Genomic DNA, 17,917 nt, shown 5'->3' with positions numbered 1-17,917 from the left:
CTCTAACAGCTCTTTTAGATTAGCAATGACTTTTTCAGTAGCCTCGCCAGTTGGCGGGGCGTTTTTTTGTCCAAAAAATTACTTATATTTTGGTTTATTTTTGCCGGATTGGGAAAGATAGGCTTGAAATATCTTGTATAGGAGGAATAAATAATGGTTAATAAATGGTGGATGAAATTTGGTGCAGCTACGTTGGCGATTTTCTTATTAGGCGCATGTGCTACGGAAGAGGATGATGCTGGTGACAACGAAACGGAACAAAATGAAGAAGGTGACATGGGAGAAGAAGAAGGTGCTCCTGAGGAAAATGGCGAGAACGGAGAAGCTGCTGATGATGAAGAGATGAATGAAGCCGAAGACATGGACACGGATGATGAGCAGGCTGAAGAAGATATGACGAATGAAGATACCATGGAAGATGGAGACAATAACAACGAATAAGAAAAAAAGTCAGAGGCTGGGTTTATGCAGCTTCTGACTTTTTTTGATGCTCACCCTTTCAAGTCGATCCGGCCTCCGAGCTTCGGGTGCTGGGCTTCGGGCATGTTAGTCTTAAGCATCTCAATCATCTGAGATCCTTGTTCCTTTGCCTGATCCATCGACTTATCCATGACGGCCAGGCTGGCATTTTGCTTGACGTAATGCTGGCTCATAAGGACAGACACTGTAGCAACGTCCATAACTTCACTCCCTTCTCTCAATCTTCTCTTCTAATATCGACCATAATCCTAAGAAATCAATGGATTCAACTTGAGCAGTAAACATAAAAAATGGTTACCGAGTGGTGTCCATTATAGGGGCAATATGGTTATTGTTCACAATTCTGACACGGTCCACTGAGCTTTTCGAGCTTTGGTATAGTAATATAGTCTTAGGTAATAGAAAAGAGAGAAAAAGGGGATAGAGATGTGGAATGTGTTGAAGTAGCCTCAGATTACTTGATAAACCGTAACACCATGATGTTAAAACCAAATGTAGGAGAAAATAAAGTATCCACCTTCATAAGGGAAGAAAGTCACGTTATTTGTACCAAAAAGAACGTCCAAAAAATACTCGATAACAGTTGTCTTTTGTACGGGGCATCCTTTAATGGACGAAGGGATTTTGCAAGAGCTTTTTTACATACAGATAAAAAACTGCCGGTTGAAGTGAGTGCACCATCACGTATCGTGATGTTTCCACTACGTTCCACTTCTTCAGGAGAAAAAATCTGGATCGCCTACCATCATGCCAAAGACCAGCGGATCAGTTCCCCTGGGACGATGGAAATTCTCTTCACGGACAATACTTCCTACCAGATTGACATATCGCAATCTTCATTTTCACGTCAGTATAATCTCGCAGCCCGTCTGGTAAATCGGAAACACTATACATAAGAAATTAAAAATCTATTTTTGGCGTCTGTACTTTTCCGAAACGGCCCTTTCGTTTTTCCCGCCGGGTTTTTATGGTAAGATAAAAACAACAAATCATACACGTGGAAACGCTTTACTGCAGTTGACTTATGGGAAAAATTGATAGTTTTCCCAATGATGGCAGAGGGAAAATGATTAGGAGAGGTGATTCGGATGAAATATAGAACGGCAGCTGACATCAAAGACCTCCTGCTTGATGATCAGGAAACCATAATCAATAACATCGACCCAGAAAAAATCGACGTCTATCACTTTCTGCACGACCGGTTCAAGAAGACAGATGTCACCAAGGATCTTGTTTTTCAATTCAACTTCCGTTATTTCTATAAGTTGGACAATCCGAGCCTGACACAAGAATTTCAGGATCGCTTCTTTGAAATTATGGAGAATCAAAGGCATGAAAAACGACCGAATATCGTCCGTGTCGTGACCGACCTTTACGAAGTGAAAAACCATAAAGGCAATCCTACGATGCAATTTCCGCTTGCCACTGCTATGCTACATACACTTAACGGATATTTCCCTACCTACGATAGTGATGTAGCAAAGGCGTTCGATTTTTCATCGACCTATCATTTAAATACGTTCTATAAAAAAATGAAAAGGTACATCAACCAATACCGCCATACATTTGATACGTATAGCGCGCTATTGGACGAAGAGAGTTTGCAAGTGATGTTTGATCACTTTGATAAACGGTTTCCTAAGAGCGGCCTCTCCAAGGTGAAAAAATTGGATATGCTCGTCTCTGAATTGGGAAGGCGGCTTTCCTGATAGCAGAAATGACTGGATGACTTAATAGTCATCCAGTTTTTTTGTGCTTTAATAAGGTTTAACCTTATTAAAGGATTAAAGTATAAGAAAATACTAACACTTGTCGCCATAAGTACTTTCTGACAAGCCAAGGTTTTATTGAAAAAATGATTTAGCAATTGAAAACTTCTCCATATTTTAGTACGATTAATCTTGTTGTGACTGACTGGTCAGAAAGTGATGAAAGTAGGGAATACATATGAATGAACGGAAGCGGCAGATGATTGAATCAGGAATGAAGTTGTTTGCACAAAAAGGCTACCATTCCACCTCTATACAAGAAATCGCTTCTCAGAGCGGGGTTTCTAAAGGAGCTTTTTATCTGCATTTTGATTCAAAAGAAGATCTTACTCTGTCTATCTATAAATTTTACTATCAGCAAATGATGGAAAAAGTAGAAGAAGTGCGTCAGATGGACCTTGATCCTAAGGTGAAAATGACACGCCAAATTGAAATGCTCGTCACAAGTTTAATGGAAAATAAAGAATTTATTTTGATGCATTTAAGAGATAATATATCGCTCAGTCCTCAAGTAGATGACTTTTTACTCGAAATGAAAAAGGAGAGTTTTCGCTGGACAAGTGAAAATTTAAAGGAACTGTTCGGGCCGGCGATTGAGCCCTATATCGTCGACAGCTCGATATTGATGGAAGGCATATTAGATGGTTATTCCAAATGGCTGGTCATCGATGACCTCGAGGTCGAACCGAAAAGGCTCGCTTCCTTCATCCAGGAACGTATTGTTGATGTTGTCGAGGGCATGCTGGAAAAAGAGTCAGAACCGTTAATTACATTCGATAATGTCAAACAGCATTTTCCCACGTTTGAAGAGCAGGATCCCCATAGCAGGGTGAAAGAAAAGTTGACTGCGATACGGGGGAAAATCGATTCGTTAAAAATGTCTAAACAAAAGCGGGAAGACCTGCATGGTGTCATCGACGTGCTGCTCAACGAGATTAAGAAAGATCAGCCGCAGCACATTTTATTCCAGGGCATGCTTTCTCATTTTACCGGCATGGCTGCTTTTCAAAAAGAATGTCAACAAATCGCCCAGGACTTGAACATCGAATTGATTTAAGAAAGTGAGAGGAGTCTTTTTTATGAAAAAATTAATAGGTCCGTTGGTCCTGGCGGTAATGTTGCTGGGATTGATCAGCGGCTGTTCAAATAATGATAGTGAGGAAGCAGAAGAAGTGGAACGTATTACACCGGTAGAGACCGATGTGGTAGAAAAAGGAGATTTGAGTATCGAACGTAAAATTGTCGGGCGGACTACGCCGGCAAATACCTCACAGATTATCCCGCGTTCACCGGGTGAGCTGGTTGCGTTGAATGTAGAAAAAGGGGATCGTGTGAAAAAGGGCGATGCGATCGGGCAAGTGGATGCCCAAAATTCCCAAAGTCAGGTAGAGCTGCAGAAAAATGCAGTAGAGCAAGCGGGCAAGCAGCTTGAAAATGCCCGAATCTCTAGACGACAGGCAGCACTGGGAGTGGAAAACGCTAAAAAGCAGTTAGATGCTGCGAAGCAAGCCCAGCAGGCACAAGCCCAACAGTCAAAAGGCCAGGAACAGGCAGCCTATCAGCAATATGAACAAGCAAAAGAGCTTGCCGAACAGACAAAAAAATTAGCAGATGAAGGTACAATTCCGGAAGTTTTGTACCAACAGGCGAAAAGCCGTGCCGATCAAGCCTATGCCCAGTACGAGCAAGCGAAAAATCAGCAAGTGCCTTCTTCTGCTGAAATTGAGCAGGCTGAAGCGCAGGTCGATCAAGCAAAGTCACAGCTCAACCAGGCCGAAGTCGGTGTCGAACAGGCAGAACTTCAAGTCGAGCAGGCGCAGGTGCAATTGAATCAAGCCCAGGAGCAGGCTTCCAATAATACCATTTACGCGGGTGCATCAGGTGAAATCACTTCCCTGGAAGCGCAGGTTGGCGATATGGTGTCCAATCAGCAGCCAATCGGTGCGATTGTCGCATTGAACCCGATGACTGTCGAAGCTACGGTGACTTCAGACCAGCTCAATTTGTTTGAAGAAGGCCAGGAAATAGATGTAGATATTAACGGAGTGGAAGAACCGGTTACCTCTACGGTGGACTATGTTGCCTCCGTACCGAATGATACAGGCTTATACCCTGTAGAAGCGACAATTGACAATGAATCAGAAGAGGTCAAGCCGGGAACGATGGCGACCTTCCTGCTTCCCGAAACCGTCGTAGCTGATACTTTCTTAGTACCAACAGAAGCTGTAGTGGAAGAAAGCGGGGAAGCGTATATTTATAAAATCGTCGATGAAAAATCAGAAAAAATAGCAGTCACCATCGTGGAAGCACAGTCCGAGACGACTGCGATTGAAGGTGAAATTACAGCAGGAGCTGAAATCGTCACCACCGGGCAGTTGACCCTGACAGACGGAGCGAAAGTCAGCATCATAAAGGAGGATGCTTGATTTGAAACTCGTTAACGTATCAGTTAAACGCCCGGTCGGCGTCATTATGATTGTGCTGGCCATTTTAGCACTAGGGTTCATGTCGTTACGAAATCTTGCCATCGACTTATATCCTGAAATCGATCTGCCGATTGCGGTCGTTTCTACCAATTATCCAGGAGCAGCTCCGCAGGAAACGGAGAAATTGGTCAGTGAACCGATTGAATCTTCCGTTAGTGCGATTGAGGGCATGGAAACCGTACAATCACAATCGCAAACCGGGGCATCCATCGTATTCATGCAGTTCAACACCGGGGTCAACCTGGATAACGCACTATTGGACGTCCGTGAAAAAGTCGATCAAGTGAAGGGGATGCTGCCTGAAGGAGCGGGCGAGCCGAACGTACTTCGTTTTGATCCCCAGCAAATTCCTGTCATGTGGGTCGGCCTTACCGGTGACAGCCCGGAAGAATTGCAGCAAATCGCAGAAAACCGGGTTGTCCCTTTTCTCGAACGTCAGGAAGGCGTAGCCTCTGTCAGTATTGAAGGAGGAAAAGACCGGGAAGTCCGTGTGCTGATTGATCGCGGTCAGATGAATGAATATGGGCTCAATACTCAGACCATCATTCAGACGTTGAACGCCGCTAACCAATCAGCTTCCGCTGGTGCGGTTGAAAAAGGGGACAAAGACCTGCAAATACGAATCGATGGAGAATTCGAATCGGTGCAGGAAATCAAAGATACCTTGCTGCAAACAGAAGGCGGGGCGCAAATCCGTCTCGGCCAGATTGCAGACGTCGAAGATACATATGAAGACGCTTCGACGATTTCCAAGGTCAACGGCCAGGCGTCCGTAGTATTGTCAGTTTTAAAAAAATCAGATGGGAATACCGTGGAAACGGCAAATAATGTCACAGCCGCCATGGGAGATATTAAAGAACGTCTTCCGGAAAACGTCAACATGAAAGTTGTGCTGGACACCTCTGAATTTATCACGCAGTCGATCGATTCGGTAATGATGAATATCATCATCGGTGGGGTGTTCTCCGTTCTGGTATTACTTTTATTCTTAAAAAGTATCCGTGCTACACTGGTTATCGGGATTTCGATACCGATTGCCATCATTTCAACGTTTACATTGATGTACTTCACCGGGGAAACGTTGAACGTCCTCACCATGGGGGGACTGGCGCTCGGAATCGGGATGATGGTCGATAGTTCCATCGTCATCCTGGAAAACATCGTCAGTTACCGGCAGCAAGGATATTCCATGGTGGAAGCGGCAAAAGAAGGCGCGTCGGAACTCGCACCAGCCGTTATTGCATCCGCAACGACAACTATCGTCGTATTTTTGCCGATCATTTTCGTTGAAGGAATCGCATCAGAACTGTTCACACCGCTTGCCCTGACGATTTCCTTTGCACTGATTGCGGCCTTGATCGTGTCGGTGACCTTGATTCCGATGCTGTCTTCGAAGCTGTTGACGAAACCATTACAGACATCCGGTCGGCGGTACTGGTTCGATCGCTTTTTAGCCAAAGTGAATGAGGGTTATCAGTCCATGCTTCGACGGGTGTTGAAGTGGAGGAAAACTACGATTCTCGTGACCCTTTTAGCGATTACGGGCAGCGGATTCCTCGTTCCAATGATCGGAACCGAATTCATTCCCCCTTCGGACCAGGGACAAATCGAGATCAGTGTGACAACTCCTGCCGGGACATCGCTCTCGACAACCGAAGAAGTTACCGGGAAAGTGAATGAAAAGTTAAAACCGTATGAAGAAGTCATCGAAACGAATTACGTCACCATCGGAGGCGGCGGGTTCGAAAGTTTTTCATCGTCCGCTAATGAAGCCACCTATACGATGCAGCTTGTCGGACCGGGTGACCGTGAGCGGAGTACCAGTGAAATCATGCAGGCGATTGATGAAGATGTGTCAGGGATACCAGGGGCGGAAATTGCTGTAAGTGAAATCGGAGCAGGCTTCGGTAGCGGAGCCCCTGTTCAAATCCAGTTGAATGGGCCGGACTACGATGTCTTAAGTGAACTGGCTGATCAGGTCGTCTATATGATAGAAGATGTAGATGGTGTCCATAACCCAGAGTCCTCGACCAATGAGGGTCGACCTGAAATGCAAGTCCAGGTCGACCGTGATAAAGCCGCTCAGTACGGTTTGAGCTACCAGCAGGTGCTCAGCCAGGTCGAACTCGGCTTCAACGGTCAGGTAGCGACTCGTTACCGGGACGGCAGCGACGAAATCAATGTCCGGATGATTTTGCCTGAAGAAGAACGCCAGACGATTGCAGATCTGGAAGGCATGACCCTGCAGACACCGACCGGCTCTCTAATTCCGCTGGCCAGTGTGGCAGAACTGAAGCAAGTACAGGGACCGGTTACCTTGCTGCGTGAAAACCAGCAGCGCCAGGTCAATGTAGAAAGTGAAATCGTGGGACGCGACCTCGGAAGTGTGAGCGAAGATATCAGGAAGGAACTGGAGCGCTTGAAATTTCCGGATGAATACAGTTATGAAATTGGCGGCCAGGCGCAGGATATGCAGGAAGCTTTTGGAGACTTGGCACTCGCGCTCGTATTCTCGATTTTCCTTGTTTATGCTGTCATGGCCGTCCAATTTGAGAACTTCCTGTTCCCGTTCATCATCATGTTCTCGCTTCCGACCATTATCATCGGCGTCATGCTTGGACTTTTCACCACTGGCTTGCCATTGAGTCTGCCGGCATTCGTCGGCATCATCATGCTCGCCGGGATTGTCGTCAACAATGCAATCGTACTCGTCGACTATATCAACATATTGCGCAGGAAGGGCATTGACCGCTACGAAGCAATTTTAGAAGCAGGACCAAGCCGCATGCGCCCGATTCTGATGACGACCCTGACGACTGTTCTCGGGATGATTCCCCTCGCCATTGGCCTCGGTCAGGGTGCAGAAGCCCAGCAGCCGCTTGCTGTCACCATCATTTTCGGATTGACGATATCCAGCTTGTTCACGCTGTTATTGATCCCGGTCGTCTATACCTACTTTGATGATCTTTCCAATAAAGTTACTGGCTGGTTCCGGAAAGAGAAGTAAGGCTGTAGGCCAAAAGCATTGATGGGTGGATTTGAACCAGCCATATAATAAGCAAAGTCATTGAAATATAGAAAACCCGTTTGATTGGTCAGTCAATCAAACGGGTTTTTATGTTTAGTAAGTAATGTTAGGTGTGTGGGTTCATCCTGCTGAATCATTCTTTTTTTTCGCGTACACCTTCAACTGATCGACCAGTTGCTTTCGTACCGATTCTGTTGTAGACAGTTGAACACCTGCCTGAACCTTTTTACCAAGGGGCTTGAGCCAAACGATTTCACCATCGACATCAAACTGTTGATTGACGAGCATGAATTGGATGAATATCTTATCCCCTTTTTGGTATGGATGCGCAGGAAGATTGACTTTCATTCCGTGCAGGCTGATATCTAAAATATGGAGTTCCCCTTTTGTCTGTTCACTAGTGTTAGCAATGAACTTTGCGGCCAAATTTGGCTCGAATGAATAACGGAAGGCTTCATTTCTTCGGTAGTACATAATTTCTCCTTTCCGCTCTGTATTTTTTATAGAAATGTCAACTCTCGCCCCCATAGCGGTCAATTTTGATCAGGTCCCAGGTCGTGACGATTCCAAGGGGTTTACTATGCTGATCCCCACCCGTTGTGATGATGACTGCTTTCAACTTCAGATTCTGTTCGAAGCTGCGTTCGAATGAAGATTCCAAATCGAAGATGGAATTTTTCTCGCTTAAAAAACGGACGTTATGGTTTTTTTCCAACTTCAAAATGTCGGAAGCCCGGACATCACCCAGCTGGATACAGTCATTGTGCACATTGCGTGACAGCCAGCGCACGACCCCATCATTCGTCAGCAGCCCCAAAAACTGCTGATCCTCTCCGTAAATAGGGAATTGGGACACTTTGAAACGATTGAATGCCTCGACAATTTTTGTCAGATGAGAGTTCGATTTGAAAAAAAGCACGGGGCGTGTCGCAACATCGATCGCTTTCGGCGGTTGATCAAGCGTTTGTTTAATTTTTTCAATCTCTTCGACCACTTCCCGGTGTGGGTAGGCAATATAGTAATCATCGCGGATTTTTTCATGGACAAGCGCATTACGCAGCTTCGCATATTGTTTCAAATTGTCAAAATGATGCCGGATGACACTATGCTTCACCTTCGAGCGTTGAAGCAGTTCCATGAAATTGTCGTTTTTTGGGTAACCGTTGATCACTTTCAATTGCTGGTGAATTTGGTTGAATGCGATCTCGAATCGCTCGGCAAGCTCCAGTTCTTCTCTAGACCCGTTCATCGTTGGCACCTACTTTGTATGTAAAAATGATGTTTCCTCTTATTATAACGGATTCCTGGTTAAAAAAACATCAGCCAGGCGGGTCGGCTTAGTGGGAACGCCAAATTAATGGTATCCTTACGGAAAGGGAGTGAGCTAATCATGAAAAAATTGCTGTTAACCGGTTTCGAGCCATTTTTAGATTTCCCGGTCAATCCGACGATGGAAATTGTCAATGAGTTAGACGGCAGCAAAATCAATGACTACGAAATTATTGGAAAAGTGCTGCCGGTCGATTTCCATGAATCCGGGGAGAAAATGCTCGCTTACATAGAGGAAGTAAATCCAGATATCGTCATCGCACTCGGGCTTGCGGCTGGCCGGACGAAAATCACGCCAGAGCGAATTGCCATCAACTGTAATGACGGCCCGGTTGATAATCGGGGTCATAAGCCTGACGGAGAACCTATCATAAGCGAAGCGCCAGATGGATTGTTTTCTACACTGCCAATTAAAAAGATCATTGCGCGGCTGCAGGAGAATGGCTACCCGGCAGAAATCTCCAACACAGCGGGAGCGTATTTATGTAATAACGTCATGTATCATGCGCTTTATTATTTTGATAATACAGACGAGAGCAGACATGCAGGCTTCATCCATATGCCAGCTTCCCATGAACTTGCCATCATGCATGGAAAAGTGCCAAGCTGGCCCCAACATGACCTTACCGCAGCGATTCACCTGGCACTGGATACCGTAACCTCCAATTAGGACACACGGCCTATTGCCGTGTATTTTTTTGCATATAAATGACCATATAATAATAAAATGTAATAAAGTTTCATAAATTATATTGTATTAAGTAATATTATTTTGTAAAATATACAGTAAGTTGAAAATATTTGATATTGGAGCAAAGCATATGAGCAATCAATTGATTTTTATCCAGGAAGCACTGGACAGCTGCAAGCCTTCTGAAAAGAAAGTAGCAGATTACATTTTGCAGCACCCCGATGAAGTCGTGAATTTATCGATTCAAAAGCTCGCAGAAAAAACCGAAGTGAGTGAAGCGACAATCATCCGTCTTTCTAAAAAGCTTAAATGTAAGGGGTTTCAAGATCTCAAGTTAACCATAGCAAGAGAAATGGCTGTGTTTGAAACATCTACAGAAAAATACCAGGACATCCCCGATGACGATTCCATCGAGTCGCTCATCAACAATGTTTCCTATAACAATATCCAATCATTGGAAAACACGCTGAACATCCTCGCTCCGGAAGACGTGGAAGCCGCCATCCAATTGATGACCAAAGCACGCAAGATTGCGGTTTATGGCATTGGCGCTTCTGGTTTTATCGCGCAGGATTTCAAGCAAAAATTGACCAGGATTGATAATTGGTGCGAAGTCGGTCTGGATATTGATGCTCAGCTGACTATTTCAGCCAACCTGACAAAAAAGGACGTGGCATTCGGAGTCTCCTACAGTGGCCAGACTCGTGATATCTATGAATCCTTGAAGGTCGCTAAAGACAATGGCGCAACGATCATTACACTTACAAAAATGGGAGAAAATCCTGTATCAACACTGGCTGACATTGCTTTATATACCACCTCACTAGAAAAAAATATCCGAAGTGGTGCCACCAGCTCACGAATCGCCCAATTGAATGTCATCGATATTTTGTTTCTTGGAATTACGCGTTCCAATCAAGCGGCTAACATCGAGGCTCTTGATAAAACAAGAAAGGTGGTGAAAATGATTAAGTGATCACATCCTACATGCAGTATCTCATGGAAAACCGGGAGATCCCAGGAGCTGTCGTTCTCGTTCATGCCAAAGGGGAGCGGAAATATTTTAAGGCGTTCGGGGGTTACCAGGCCAGGGACGGGAACAGCAAGAAGATGACAACGTCTACCTGGTTTGATGCAGCGTCATTGACGAAAGTGATGGCGACTCTGCCGGCAGCTCTTTATCTGATTAATCAGGAGAAACTGAACCTTCATGCACCAGTTCAACACTACATCCCAGAATTCACCTTCAAGCCCATCACCATTTATCATTTATTGACCCACACAGCAGGACTATCCGCCGACTTATCTCATAAAAGCCGATGGCATAAACGTAATGTCTTTCATGAAGTGCTCGCTTCAAAACTAGTCACCCAGCCTGGTGACACAGTGAAATACACAGACCTTGGCATGATATTGCTAGGAAAAGTGATTGAAAGAATCACGGCTAAACCCTTAAATCACCTGGTAGAAACAGAGCTTTACCCACCCTGGAACATGCCTGATACTACATATCTACTAACTGAAAAAAAGAAGGCAGAAACGGCCTCGACCGAATGGGACAACGGGCAGTTCCTCCAGGGAGAGGTCCATGATGAAAAAGCATTCCAGATGGGCGGGGTAAGCGGAAACGCGGGGTTGTTCACCACCGCTGAAGACGTGGAAGCCTATGGGTTGAAATGGCTCTACCCTGGTACACAGGCTGTGATCGCCCCCTCTTTACTTAAAGGAGCAAGCCAGGAACATAAGCAAGGCCGCGGACTCGGCTGGGAGGTTTGGAACAGCAAAGGACCGCCGCCTTCTTGCGGAGAGCATTGGCCGGAAGGATCGTTCGGCCATACCGGATTCACCGGCACCAGCCTCTGGATCAACCCAAAAGATGAAATAATCACCGTTTTTCTGACCAATGTCGTGCATTATGGAAGAAGTCATAACCTGAAGACGATTCGTAAAGAATTACACAGTCATGTGCATCAATGTTTTGCAAAATAAAATTCATTTTTACAGGAGGTAAGAGAATGGGGAAAATCACAAAAGGTTGGATGATTGGATTTTTAGCGTTCATTTTGATTTTAACCGGCTGTTCGTCAGATGCAGGATCAGAAGAAGGCGGCGACAGCAGCAAAGATGAGAACGGTGATACCGTCACATTGGAAGTCGGGAGCTGGCGGACAGAAGATACCGCAAAGTACGAAAAGCTGTTCGAAGCTTTCAACGAAAAGCATCCTGACATCAAGTTAGAGTTCAAACCATCGAAGAATACCGAATACAATACCATTTTGAACACGGAGTTGAAAAGTGGAGAAGGACCGGATATCCTTCAGCTACGTCCTTATGCAGCGGGTGCCGAGCTTGCTGACGCCGGCTACCTTGAGCCAATTGATGATCTTAATGGATTGGATACGTTCCCTGATTCATCTTTAATGGCAGCCCAGGGCTCAGATGGTACGCAATATGGTGTCCCTTTGAATATGAGTACGACACAAATGTTCTATAATAAGAAAATTTTTGATGAACTGGGATTAGAAGAACCACAAACCTATGAAGAATTCATCGAAATCAATGAAACTTTGAAAAAGGAAGGCTACACGCCGCTTGCGATGGGTACCAAAGAGGGCTGGCTGATGTCTTTGATGCACGGAATCGTCGGACCGTCTCAATATGGAGCTAACGAATTCGTCGAAAAAGTTGAAAACGGAGAAACCAATTTTGTCAGTGATGAATTTAAAGCTTCCATCGAAGCGATGGATGAACTGAAAGCTTACTTCCCGGACAACTATGAAGGTCTTGGAATGGAAGATATCCGTACTTTATTCTTCACAGAAAAAGCAGCGATGTTCCCGTTGGGAAGCTGGGAAATTGAAGTACTGAAGGAAATGAATCCTGATCTGCAGCTTGACTTCTTCATGATGCCATCTGCTTTCGGGAAAGAACCGACCATCACGACATGGGTGGATGGATCTTACGCAATTAACGCCAATTCTGAACATAAAGAAGAAGCCAAGAAGTTTCTCGAGTGGATGACGACAGAAGAATTTGGCCAGTTGTTTACAGAAGAATTCAGCATGGTCAGTGCTGTGCCTGGTGTCCAATCCGATAACCAGCTCGTCAGCGGCCTAGCCAAGGCGGCAGAGCAAAACTCGACGCCATACTTGATTCTTGTTCATTTCGCAAAAGGGAATCCATCGACAAAAGCGACATTGGAAACAGAACTGCAGGGCATGTATTTAGGAGAACAGACCCCTGAAGGTGTAGCCGAAGCCGTACAAAAAAGCGCAGAAAGCTACTACGAGCCTTTTCAAAAATAATTATTCAAGGCGGTGAATACGTTGAATACTGCTGAATCTCAAGTCAAAGCTGTCAACAAGCCAGCTGCAAAAACGAAAACCAAAAGGAAATGGAAAAGATGGGCCATCCATCTTTTCCCTATTCCCGCCTTAGCTATTTATGGACTATTCATTGTTTATCCAATTCTTGCTGCATTTACATACAGTTTATTTGATTGGAACGGACTCGTCCGTGGTGCATTCATCGGATTGGAAAACTTCCAGGCCCTATTTACACTGGAGCCATATAAAGAATTATTCTGGAATGCTTTCCAGCACAACATCCTTTATTTCGTCGGTCAATTGATCGCACAGAACGGGCTGGCATTCATACTCGCATTCATCATTTATAAAAAGATCAAAGGGGCGGAATTCTTCAAAATCGCCTTCTTCATGCCTCGTCTGTTATCGATCATCGTCGTCGGTTTTCTCTGGAAGCTGATCTTGAACCCGAACTTCGGGGCACTCAATGTCATTTTAGGAAAATTCGGTCTGGAGTCGCTGCAAAAAGCGTGGCTTGGCGATCCGGATACAGCATTGATAGCTATCATTCTCGTAAACTCGTGGTTCGGTTTAGGGTTTGCTGTCTTGATTTTCCTGGCGGGTATGCAATCGATCCCCCACGAACTGATTGAGGCGGCTACGTTGGATGGCGCCAAAGGATGGAAGATGATGAGTAAAATCATCATTCCATTGATGATGCCTGCGATCACTATCATCACCGTGCTGACTTTCATCCAGTCGTTCGAGGCATTCGAGCTCGTTTATGCCATGCAGGGTTCACAAGGGGAGCCGTACCATTCAACCGACACACTGGCAATCTATTTCTATCGTCTTGCGTTCGGGGGATCATCCGGTGGCGGATCATCTGCAATCGGCTTAGGCTCAGCACTTGCTGTTGTATTGTTCTTATTTATCTCGGTATTTACGGCAATCTTGCTTTATTTCATGAGGAAAAAAGAAGTAGAAATGTAGGAGGGGATGAACATGAAACAAAATATCTGGACCAGACCTTTGTATTACGTCATTGCTTTTGTAGTCGCATCGATCAGTTTGTATCCCTTATTCCTGATGATCATGTCCTCCTTCAAGCCAAGCAACGAAATTTTCATGAACCCGTTGTCCCTTCCGAAAAGTTTCAGTTTGGAGCCTTACCGGAACCTGCTTGAGCAAGTACCGTTCATGACTTACTTCTATAATAGTGTCGTCGTAAGTGTAACGGCAGTACTGTTGATATTGATTTGTGGGTCCTTGGCAGCTTTCTATATCGCCCGGTACACGTTCTGGTGGAATAACGCATTGTTTTTCTTCTTCCTGATGGGGATGATGATTCCGATAAAGCTTGGAATCGTGCCATTGTTCATATTGATGAAAGATCTTGGTCTGACCAACTCGCTATGGTCATTGATCTTCATTTACACAGCGACTGGAATTCCGCTATCCATTCTCATTTTGACCGGTTTTTTTAGGACGATGCCGATTGAGCTTGAAGAAGCGGCCCGGATCGATGGAGCGACCGATCTCCGGATATTATGGAATGTCCTGTTGCCGTTGATGCGTCCGGCACTTGGAACGGTCATGATCATCAACTTCATCCAGGCGTGGAACGATTTCTTTTTCCCGCTCATCTTCATCTCGAATGAAATGAAAAAGACGATCCCAGTCGGGATGCTGTCGTTGTTCGGTGAGTATTCCGCCGATTGGGGAGCTTTATTTGCAGGACTGACATTGTCTTCGCTGCCAATGATGATTCTTTTCTTCATTGCTTCAAAGCAGTTCATGGAAGGATTGACTGCCGGTGCCATCAAATAACAGATACTTTATCGGAATTGATGGTGGGGGCACGAAAACGGAGCTGGTCATCGGTGATGAGACCGGAAAAGTGATATTGTCGAAAATAGGAGCATCCACGAATTTGAAGTCACGAAAGGAAACCCAGGTGAGAAATACTGTCCACCAGTTGCTTAAGGACGCTATCCCTACCATTCCGGAGCATATTTTTGTAGCGGCAGCTGGCGGTGATCGCAGGGAAGATAAACACCGCTGGAAGTCATGGATCCGTGAAATTGTCGGAACTGACAGCGTTATTACCGTAGAAAACGATGCCATTGCCGCACTGGCTGGCACGACTTTTTCTAAACAAGGGACCGTCCTGATTGCCGGAACCGGTTCGATCATCTATTCGTTTCAACACGGAGCTGAGCCGATACGCACCGGTGGATGGGGCTACCTCTTGGGTGATGAAGGAAGCGGGTATGATATCGGCAAGCGAGGACTGCAGGCAGTCATGCAAGCGTATGATGGCAGGCAGGGAGAAACAGCATTGACGGATCGTATATTAAAGCGATATGGCTTGAAAAATCCCGAAGAGTTGATCACGTTCATTTATGAACATGAATACCCGAGACAGGTGATCGCCTCAACAGCAAATGATGTAATAGCGGCCGTATCGGAGGGCGATACAGTTGCCGGAAGCATTGTTGAAACTGCGATACAAGAACTGTTACAGTTGATTGCGGCACATAGGAAAAAAGCACAAGCTGCATCACCAATCGTTCTGGCGGGCGGAGTTTTTCAATCCCGATATTTTACGGAATTATTTCGAAACAAAAGCGATACACGTTTCAATCAGAAGTATGAATTTTTACAAGCGGAAATGCCGCCGGCTGTTGGTGCGTACTGCTGTGCATTACTTGAAGCAGGTATATCGGTGCCCGATACGGCGATAACCACCATGAAAGAGTCATATAAGCAAGTCCAATCAAAAACAAAGAAATTGGGGGCTGAATGAATGGGTGACACAAAAGAAAGAACGTTAACCGAATCAAGACACAGCAAGTCCCACCAACTGGATGAATTATCGACCATGGAAATCATCAGGCTGATGAACGAGGAAGACCACACAGTCCCTGCTGCGATTGAAAAAAGTCTCCCGCAGATCGAAGCAGCGATTGATGTCATTGTCGCCGCATTGAATCAAGGCGGACGGTTACTATACATAGGAGCTGGAACAAGCGGCAGGCTGGGTGTACTTGACGCTTCCGAATGTCCGCCGACTTTCGGGGTCCCGGAAACCTTAGTCCAGGGTATCATCGCTGGTGGCGATCATGCGTTGAGGCACGCGATCGAAAATGCGGAAGATGATTGGGACGAAGGTGATAGAGCGATCCAGGAAGCGGCAGGCCCAAAAGATGTCGTGGTAGGTATCGCTTCAAGCGGACGCACGCCATATGTATTGGGCGCCGTCGACGCGGCCAAGCGCCTTGGAGCTAAAACAGTCGGACTGACCTGCAATGACGATACACCATTGGCAGCAGCAGTCGACTATCCGATCGAAGCATTAGTCGGACCGGAGGTATTGACCGGATCGACCAGACTGAAAGCAGGATCCGCACAGAAAATGGTCCTGAATATGCTCTCGACCGCCTCCATGGTCAAAACCGGAAAAGTCTATAAAAATTTGATGGTAAATGTCCAGGCGACCAACGAAAAACTGAAACATCGCTCGGTAACGATCATCCAGGAGCTGACCGGTGCCTCTGAATCAGAAGCACGGCAAGCAAGCGCCCAGGCTGAGGGAGATGCACGAATCGCTATCCTGATGCTAATGTTCCAAATCGAAGCGGATAAAGCAAGGACCGTTCTAAAAGGAGAAAACGAACACTTTTCTGCAGCAGTTAAACGGTTGAAAAACCAATAATGGGTTCAGTTGTGGCAATAAAAAACGTTATTCCTCTTATCAATTCACTGACTAATTAGAATAAAAAAGTCACCACACAAAAACGTCCAGGGTTTCCTCCCTGGACGTTTATTTATCCTGATAACGTTTTTTCTACCAGTGTCAGAACAAGCCTAAATTAGGCATAATTACTTATAAACAACACCTTAAACCCTGTTAAATTTCCAATTTTTATCATTCGACAAAACTAGAACTGATTGCCTGACAAGAATCTACAAACAGTAACAAGCATTCTATAGTATATTCTACTTAATAAATGAGACAGATTCTTCAGAAAACGGCAAACTCATTGAAAAATGAGGGCGCAAAGTCGACAGGCCTAAGGGATACGTATTTTTAACGGAAAATGCTACTATGGCGGCTGGGCTACCTGGAAGACTATTAATTGGAGGATCCTAAAACAATGACAATTTCAAAACAGCAGAAAACAGAAGGGTTGGACACAGAGTGGGTGGAATTGATGAAAGAGGCAAGAGAGTTGGGAATGAGCAAGGATGATATAAGGGCATTCTTCTCCCTGATAAAAAGAGAAAAACAGAAGTAGTTGAACAGGTGAAGTTTCCTGGCGTGTCTAAGATAGAACACTCTCCTTTCTTTTTTATGGTATAATTTTCACCGAAAGAGGGTGAGTGGGCATGATTGGCGAAAGGATCCAGGCGATACGTAAACAACGTGGACTATCATTGACAGAATTGGCCGAACGGGCAGGCGTTGCGAAATCATACTTAAGCTCAATTGAACGGAACTTGCAATCGAACCCTTCTATTCAATTCCTTGAGAAAATTTCTTCTGAGCTTGATGTTTCGATTCATTACATATTTCATGGCGACCAGGAAGATCAGGCTTTAGATGAGGGGTGGGTGGAGCTCGTTAAAAAAGCGATGGAGTCGGGCGTTACGAAAGAGCAATTCAAAGATTACCTGGAGTTCAATAAATGGAAACAACTGAAACAATAATATAAAACCCTTGCTGATCTATAGTGTGCACCCCTTAAAATAGACGTTGAAAAAACCCCCGGTTACAACGTACGATTTTTAAGGGGTGCATTTTTATGGCTTTAAAAGGACAAAAG

Annotated in this window: 19 protein-coding genes and 1 riboswitch; of the genes, 16 read left to right on the top strand and 3 right to left on the bottom strand. The window is 45.2% G+C overall.

The genetic code is table 11. From position 1 onward, the window contains the following. Positions 1-153 precede the first annotated feature (153 nt). Complete coding sequence (locus tag BLV00_RS09825; RefSeq protein WP_093044812.1) at positions 154-441, top strand: hypothetical protein; 288 nt, start codon at positions 154-156, stop codon at positions 439-441. 50 nt (positions 442-491) lie between these two features. Here the strand turns inward: BLV00_RS09825 and BLV00_RS09820 are convergent, their stop codons facing one another. Beyond that, the gene (locus tag BLV00_RS09820) at positions 492-680 is read right to left on the bottom strand and encodes a YjfB family protein (protein WP_093044811.1); all 189 of its coding nucleotides are present in this window, start codon (positions 678-680) and stop codon (positions 492-494) included. 228 nt (positions 681-908) lie between these two features. Between BLV00_RS09820 and BLV00_RS09815 the strand changes: the two genes are divergently transcribed. The 5 genes from BLV00_RS09815 to BLV00_RS09795 all read left to right on the top strand — a co-directional run bounded on the left by BLV00_RS09815 (position 909) and on the right by BLV00_RS09795 (position 7,742). Beyond that, a complete protein-coding gene (locus BLV00_RS09815; protein WP_093044810.1) occupies positions 909-1,376 on the top strand; it encodes a competence protein ComK in 468 nt (155 codons plus the stop codon). Positions 1,377-1,568: 192 nt separating this feature from the next. Beyond that, complete coding sequence (locus BLV00_RS09810; protein ID WP_093044809.1) at positions 1,569-2,189, top strand: hypothetical protein; 621 nt, start codon at positions 1,569-1,571, stop codon at positions 2,187-2,189. Between the two features lie 238 nt (positions 2,190-2,427). After that, positions 2,428-3,306 carry a TetR/AcrR family transcriptional regulator gene (locus BLV00_RS09805; protein WP_093044808.1) on the top strand — a complete coding sequence of 293 codons (879 nt, stop codon included), beginning with the start codon at positions 2,428-2,430 and terminating at the stop codon, positions 3,304-3,306. Positions 3,307-3,328: 22 nt separating this feature from the next. Next, positions 3,329-4,675, top strand: coding sequence for an efflux RND transporter periplasmic adaptor subunit (locus BLV00_RS09800; protein WP_093044807.1), 1,347 nt, complete (start codon positions 3,329-3,331; stop codon positions 4,673-4,675). 1 nt (position 4,676) lies between these two features. After that, positions 4,677-7,742, top strand: a complete 3,066-nt coding sequence (locus tag BLV00_RS09795) for an efflux RND transporter permease subunit (RefSeq protein WP_093044806.1) — start codon at positions 4,677-4,679, stop codon at positions 7,740-7,742. 141 nt (positions 7,743-7,883) lie between these two features. Here BLV00_RS09795 and BLV00_RS09790 read toward each other — a convergent pair whose 3' ends face one another. After that, the gene (locus BLV00_RS09790) at positions 7,884-8,237 is read right to left on the bottom strand and encodes a PilZ domain-containing protein (RefSeq protein ID WP_176791446.1); all 354 of its coding nucleotides are present in this window, start codon (positions 8,235-8,237) and stop codon (positions 7,884-7,886) included. Positions 8,238-8,274: 37 nt separating this feature from the next. Then, complete coding sequence (locus BLV00_RS09785) at positions 8,275-9,012, bottom strand: CBS domain-containing protein (RefSeq protein WP_093044804.1); 738 nt, start codon at positions 9,010-9,012, stop codon at positions 8,275-8,277. Between the two features lie 141 nt (positions 9,013-9,153). On the opposite strand from BLV00_RS09785, the gene BLV00_RS09780 reads away from it, so the two are divergent. From BLV00_RS09780 to BLV00_RS09735, 10 genes are all read left to right on the top strand, one after another. Continuing rightward, a complete protein-coding gene (locus tag BLV00_RS09780; RefSeq protein ID WP_093044803.1) occupies positions 9,154-9,762 on the top strand; it encodes a pyroglutamyl-peptidase I in 609 nt (202 codons plus the stop codon). A gap of 151 nt (positions 9,763-9,913) precedes the next feature. Continuing rightward, positions 9,914-10,759 (top strand): MurR/RpiR family transcriptional regulator, encoded by an 846-nt coding sequence (locus BLV00_RS09775; protein WP_093044802.1) that lies wholly within the window; start codon positions 9,914-9,916, stop codon positions 10,757-10,759. Further along, a complete protein-coding gene (locus BLV00_RS09770; RefSeq protein ID WP_093044801.1) occupies positions 10,756-11,772 on the top strand; it encodes a serine hydrolase domain-containing protein in 1,017 nt (338 codons plus the stop codon). The genes BLV00_RS09775 and BLV00_RS09770 overlap by 4 nt, the downstream gene beginning before the upstream one ends. A gap of 26 nt (positions 11,773-11,798) precedes the next feature. Then, positions 11,799-13,088: an ABC transporter substrate-binding protein gene (locus tag BLV00_RS09765; RefSeq protein ID WP_093044800.1), complete on the top strand. Its 1,290-nt coding sequence runs from the start codon at positions 11,799-11,801 to the stop codon at positions 13,086-13,088. Between the two features lie 105 nt (positions 13,089-13,193). Beyond that, a complete protein-coding gene (locus tag BLV00_RS09760; RefSeq protein WP_425441673.1) occupies positions 13,194-14,081 on the top strand; it encodes a carbohydrate ABC transporter permease in 888 nt (295 codons plus the stop codon). A gap of 12 nt (positions 14,082-14,093) precedes the next feature. Next, positions 14,094-14,918, top strand: coding sequence for a carbohydrate ABC transporter permease (locus BLV00_RS09755; protein WP_093044798.1), 825 nt, complete (start codon positions 14,094-14,096; stop codon positions 14,916-14,918). Further along, the gene (locus BLV00_RS09750; RefSeq protein ID WP_176791443.1) at positions 14,905-15,897 is read left to right on the top strand and encodes an N-acetylglucosamine kinase; all 993 of its coding nucleotides are present in this window, start codon (positions 14,905-14,907) and stop codon (positions 15,895-15,897) included. Before BLV00_RS09755 ends, BLV00_RS09750 begins: the two co-directional genes overlap by 14 nt. Then, positions 15,898-16,806, top strand: coding sequence for an N-acetylmuramic acid 6-phosphate etherase (murQ, locus tag BLV00_RS09745; protein ID WP_093044796.1), 909 nt, complete (start codon positions 15,898-15,900; stop codon positions 16,804-16,806). A 308-nt stretch (positions 16,807-17,114) separates the two neighbouring features. Beyond that, positions 17,115-17,219, top strand: a riboswitch (cyclic di-GMP riboswitch). 29 nt (positions 17,220-17,248) lie between these two features. Then, on the top strand, positions 17,249-17,389 hold the full coding sequence (locus BLV00_RS09740; protein WP_093044795.1) for an anti-repressor SinI family protein: 141 nt from the start codon (positions 17,249-17,251) through the stop codon (positions 17,387-17,389). Positions 17,390-17,480: 91 nt separating this feature from the next. Beyond that, positions 17,481-17,801 carry a helix-turn-helix domain-containing protein gene (locus tag BLV00_RS09735; protein ID WP_093044794.1) on the top strand — a complete coding sequence of 107 codons (321 nt, stop codon included), beginning with the start codon at positions 17,481-17,483 and terminating at the stop codon, positions 17,799-17,801. Positions 17,802-17,917 lie beyond the last annotated feature (116 nt).

Origin of the sequence: Thalassobacillus cyri (assembly GCF_900107755.1) — a bacterium.
GTDB classification, from domain to species: Bacteria; Bacillota; Bacilli; order Bacillales; family Halobacillaceae; genus Thalassobacillus; species Thalassobacillus cyri.
The sequence above is the reverse complement of the archived record's forward strand: the minus strand, read 5'-3'. Positions and strand labels throughout refer to the sequence as shown.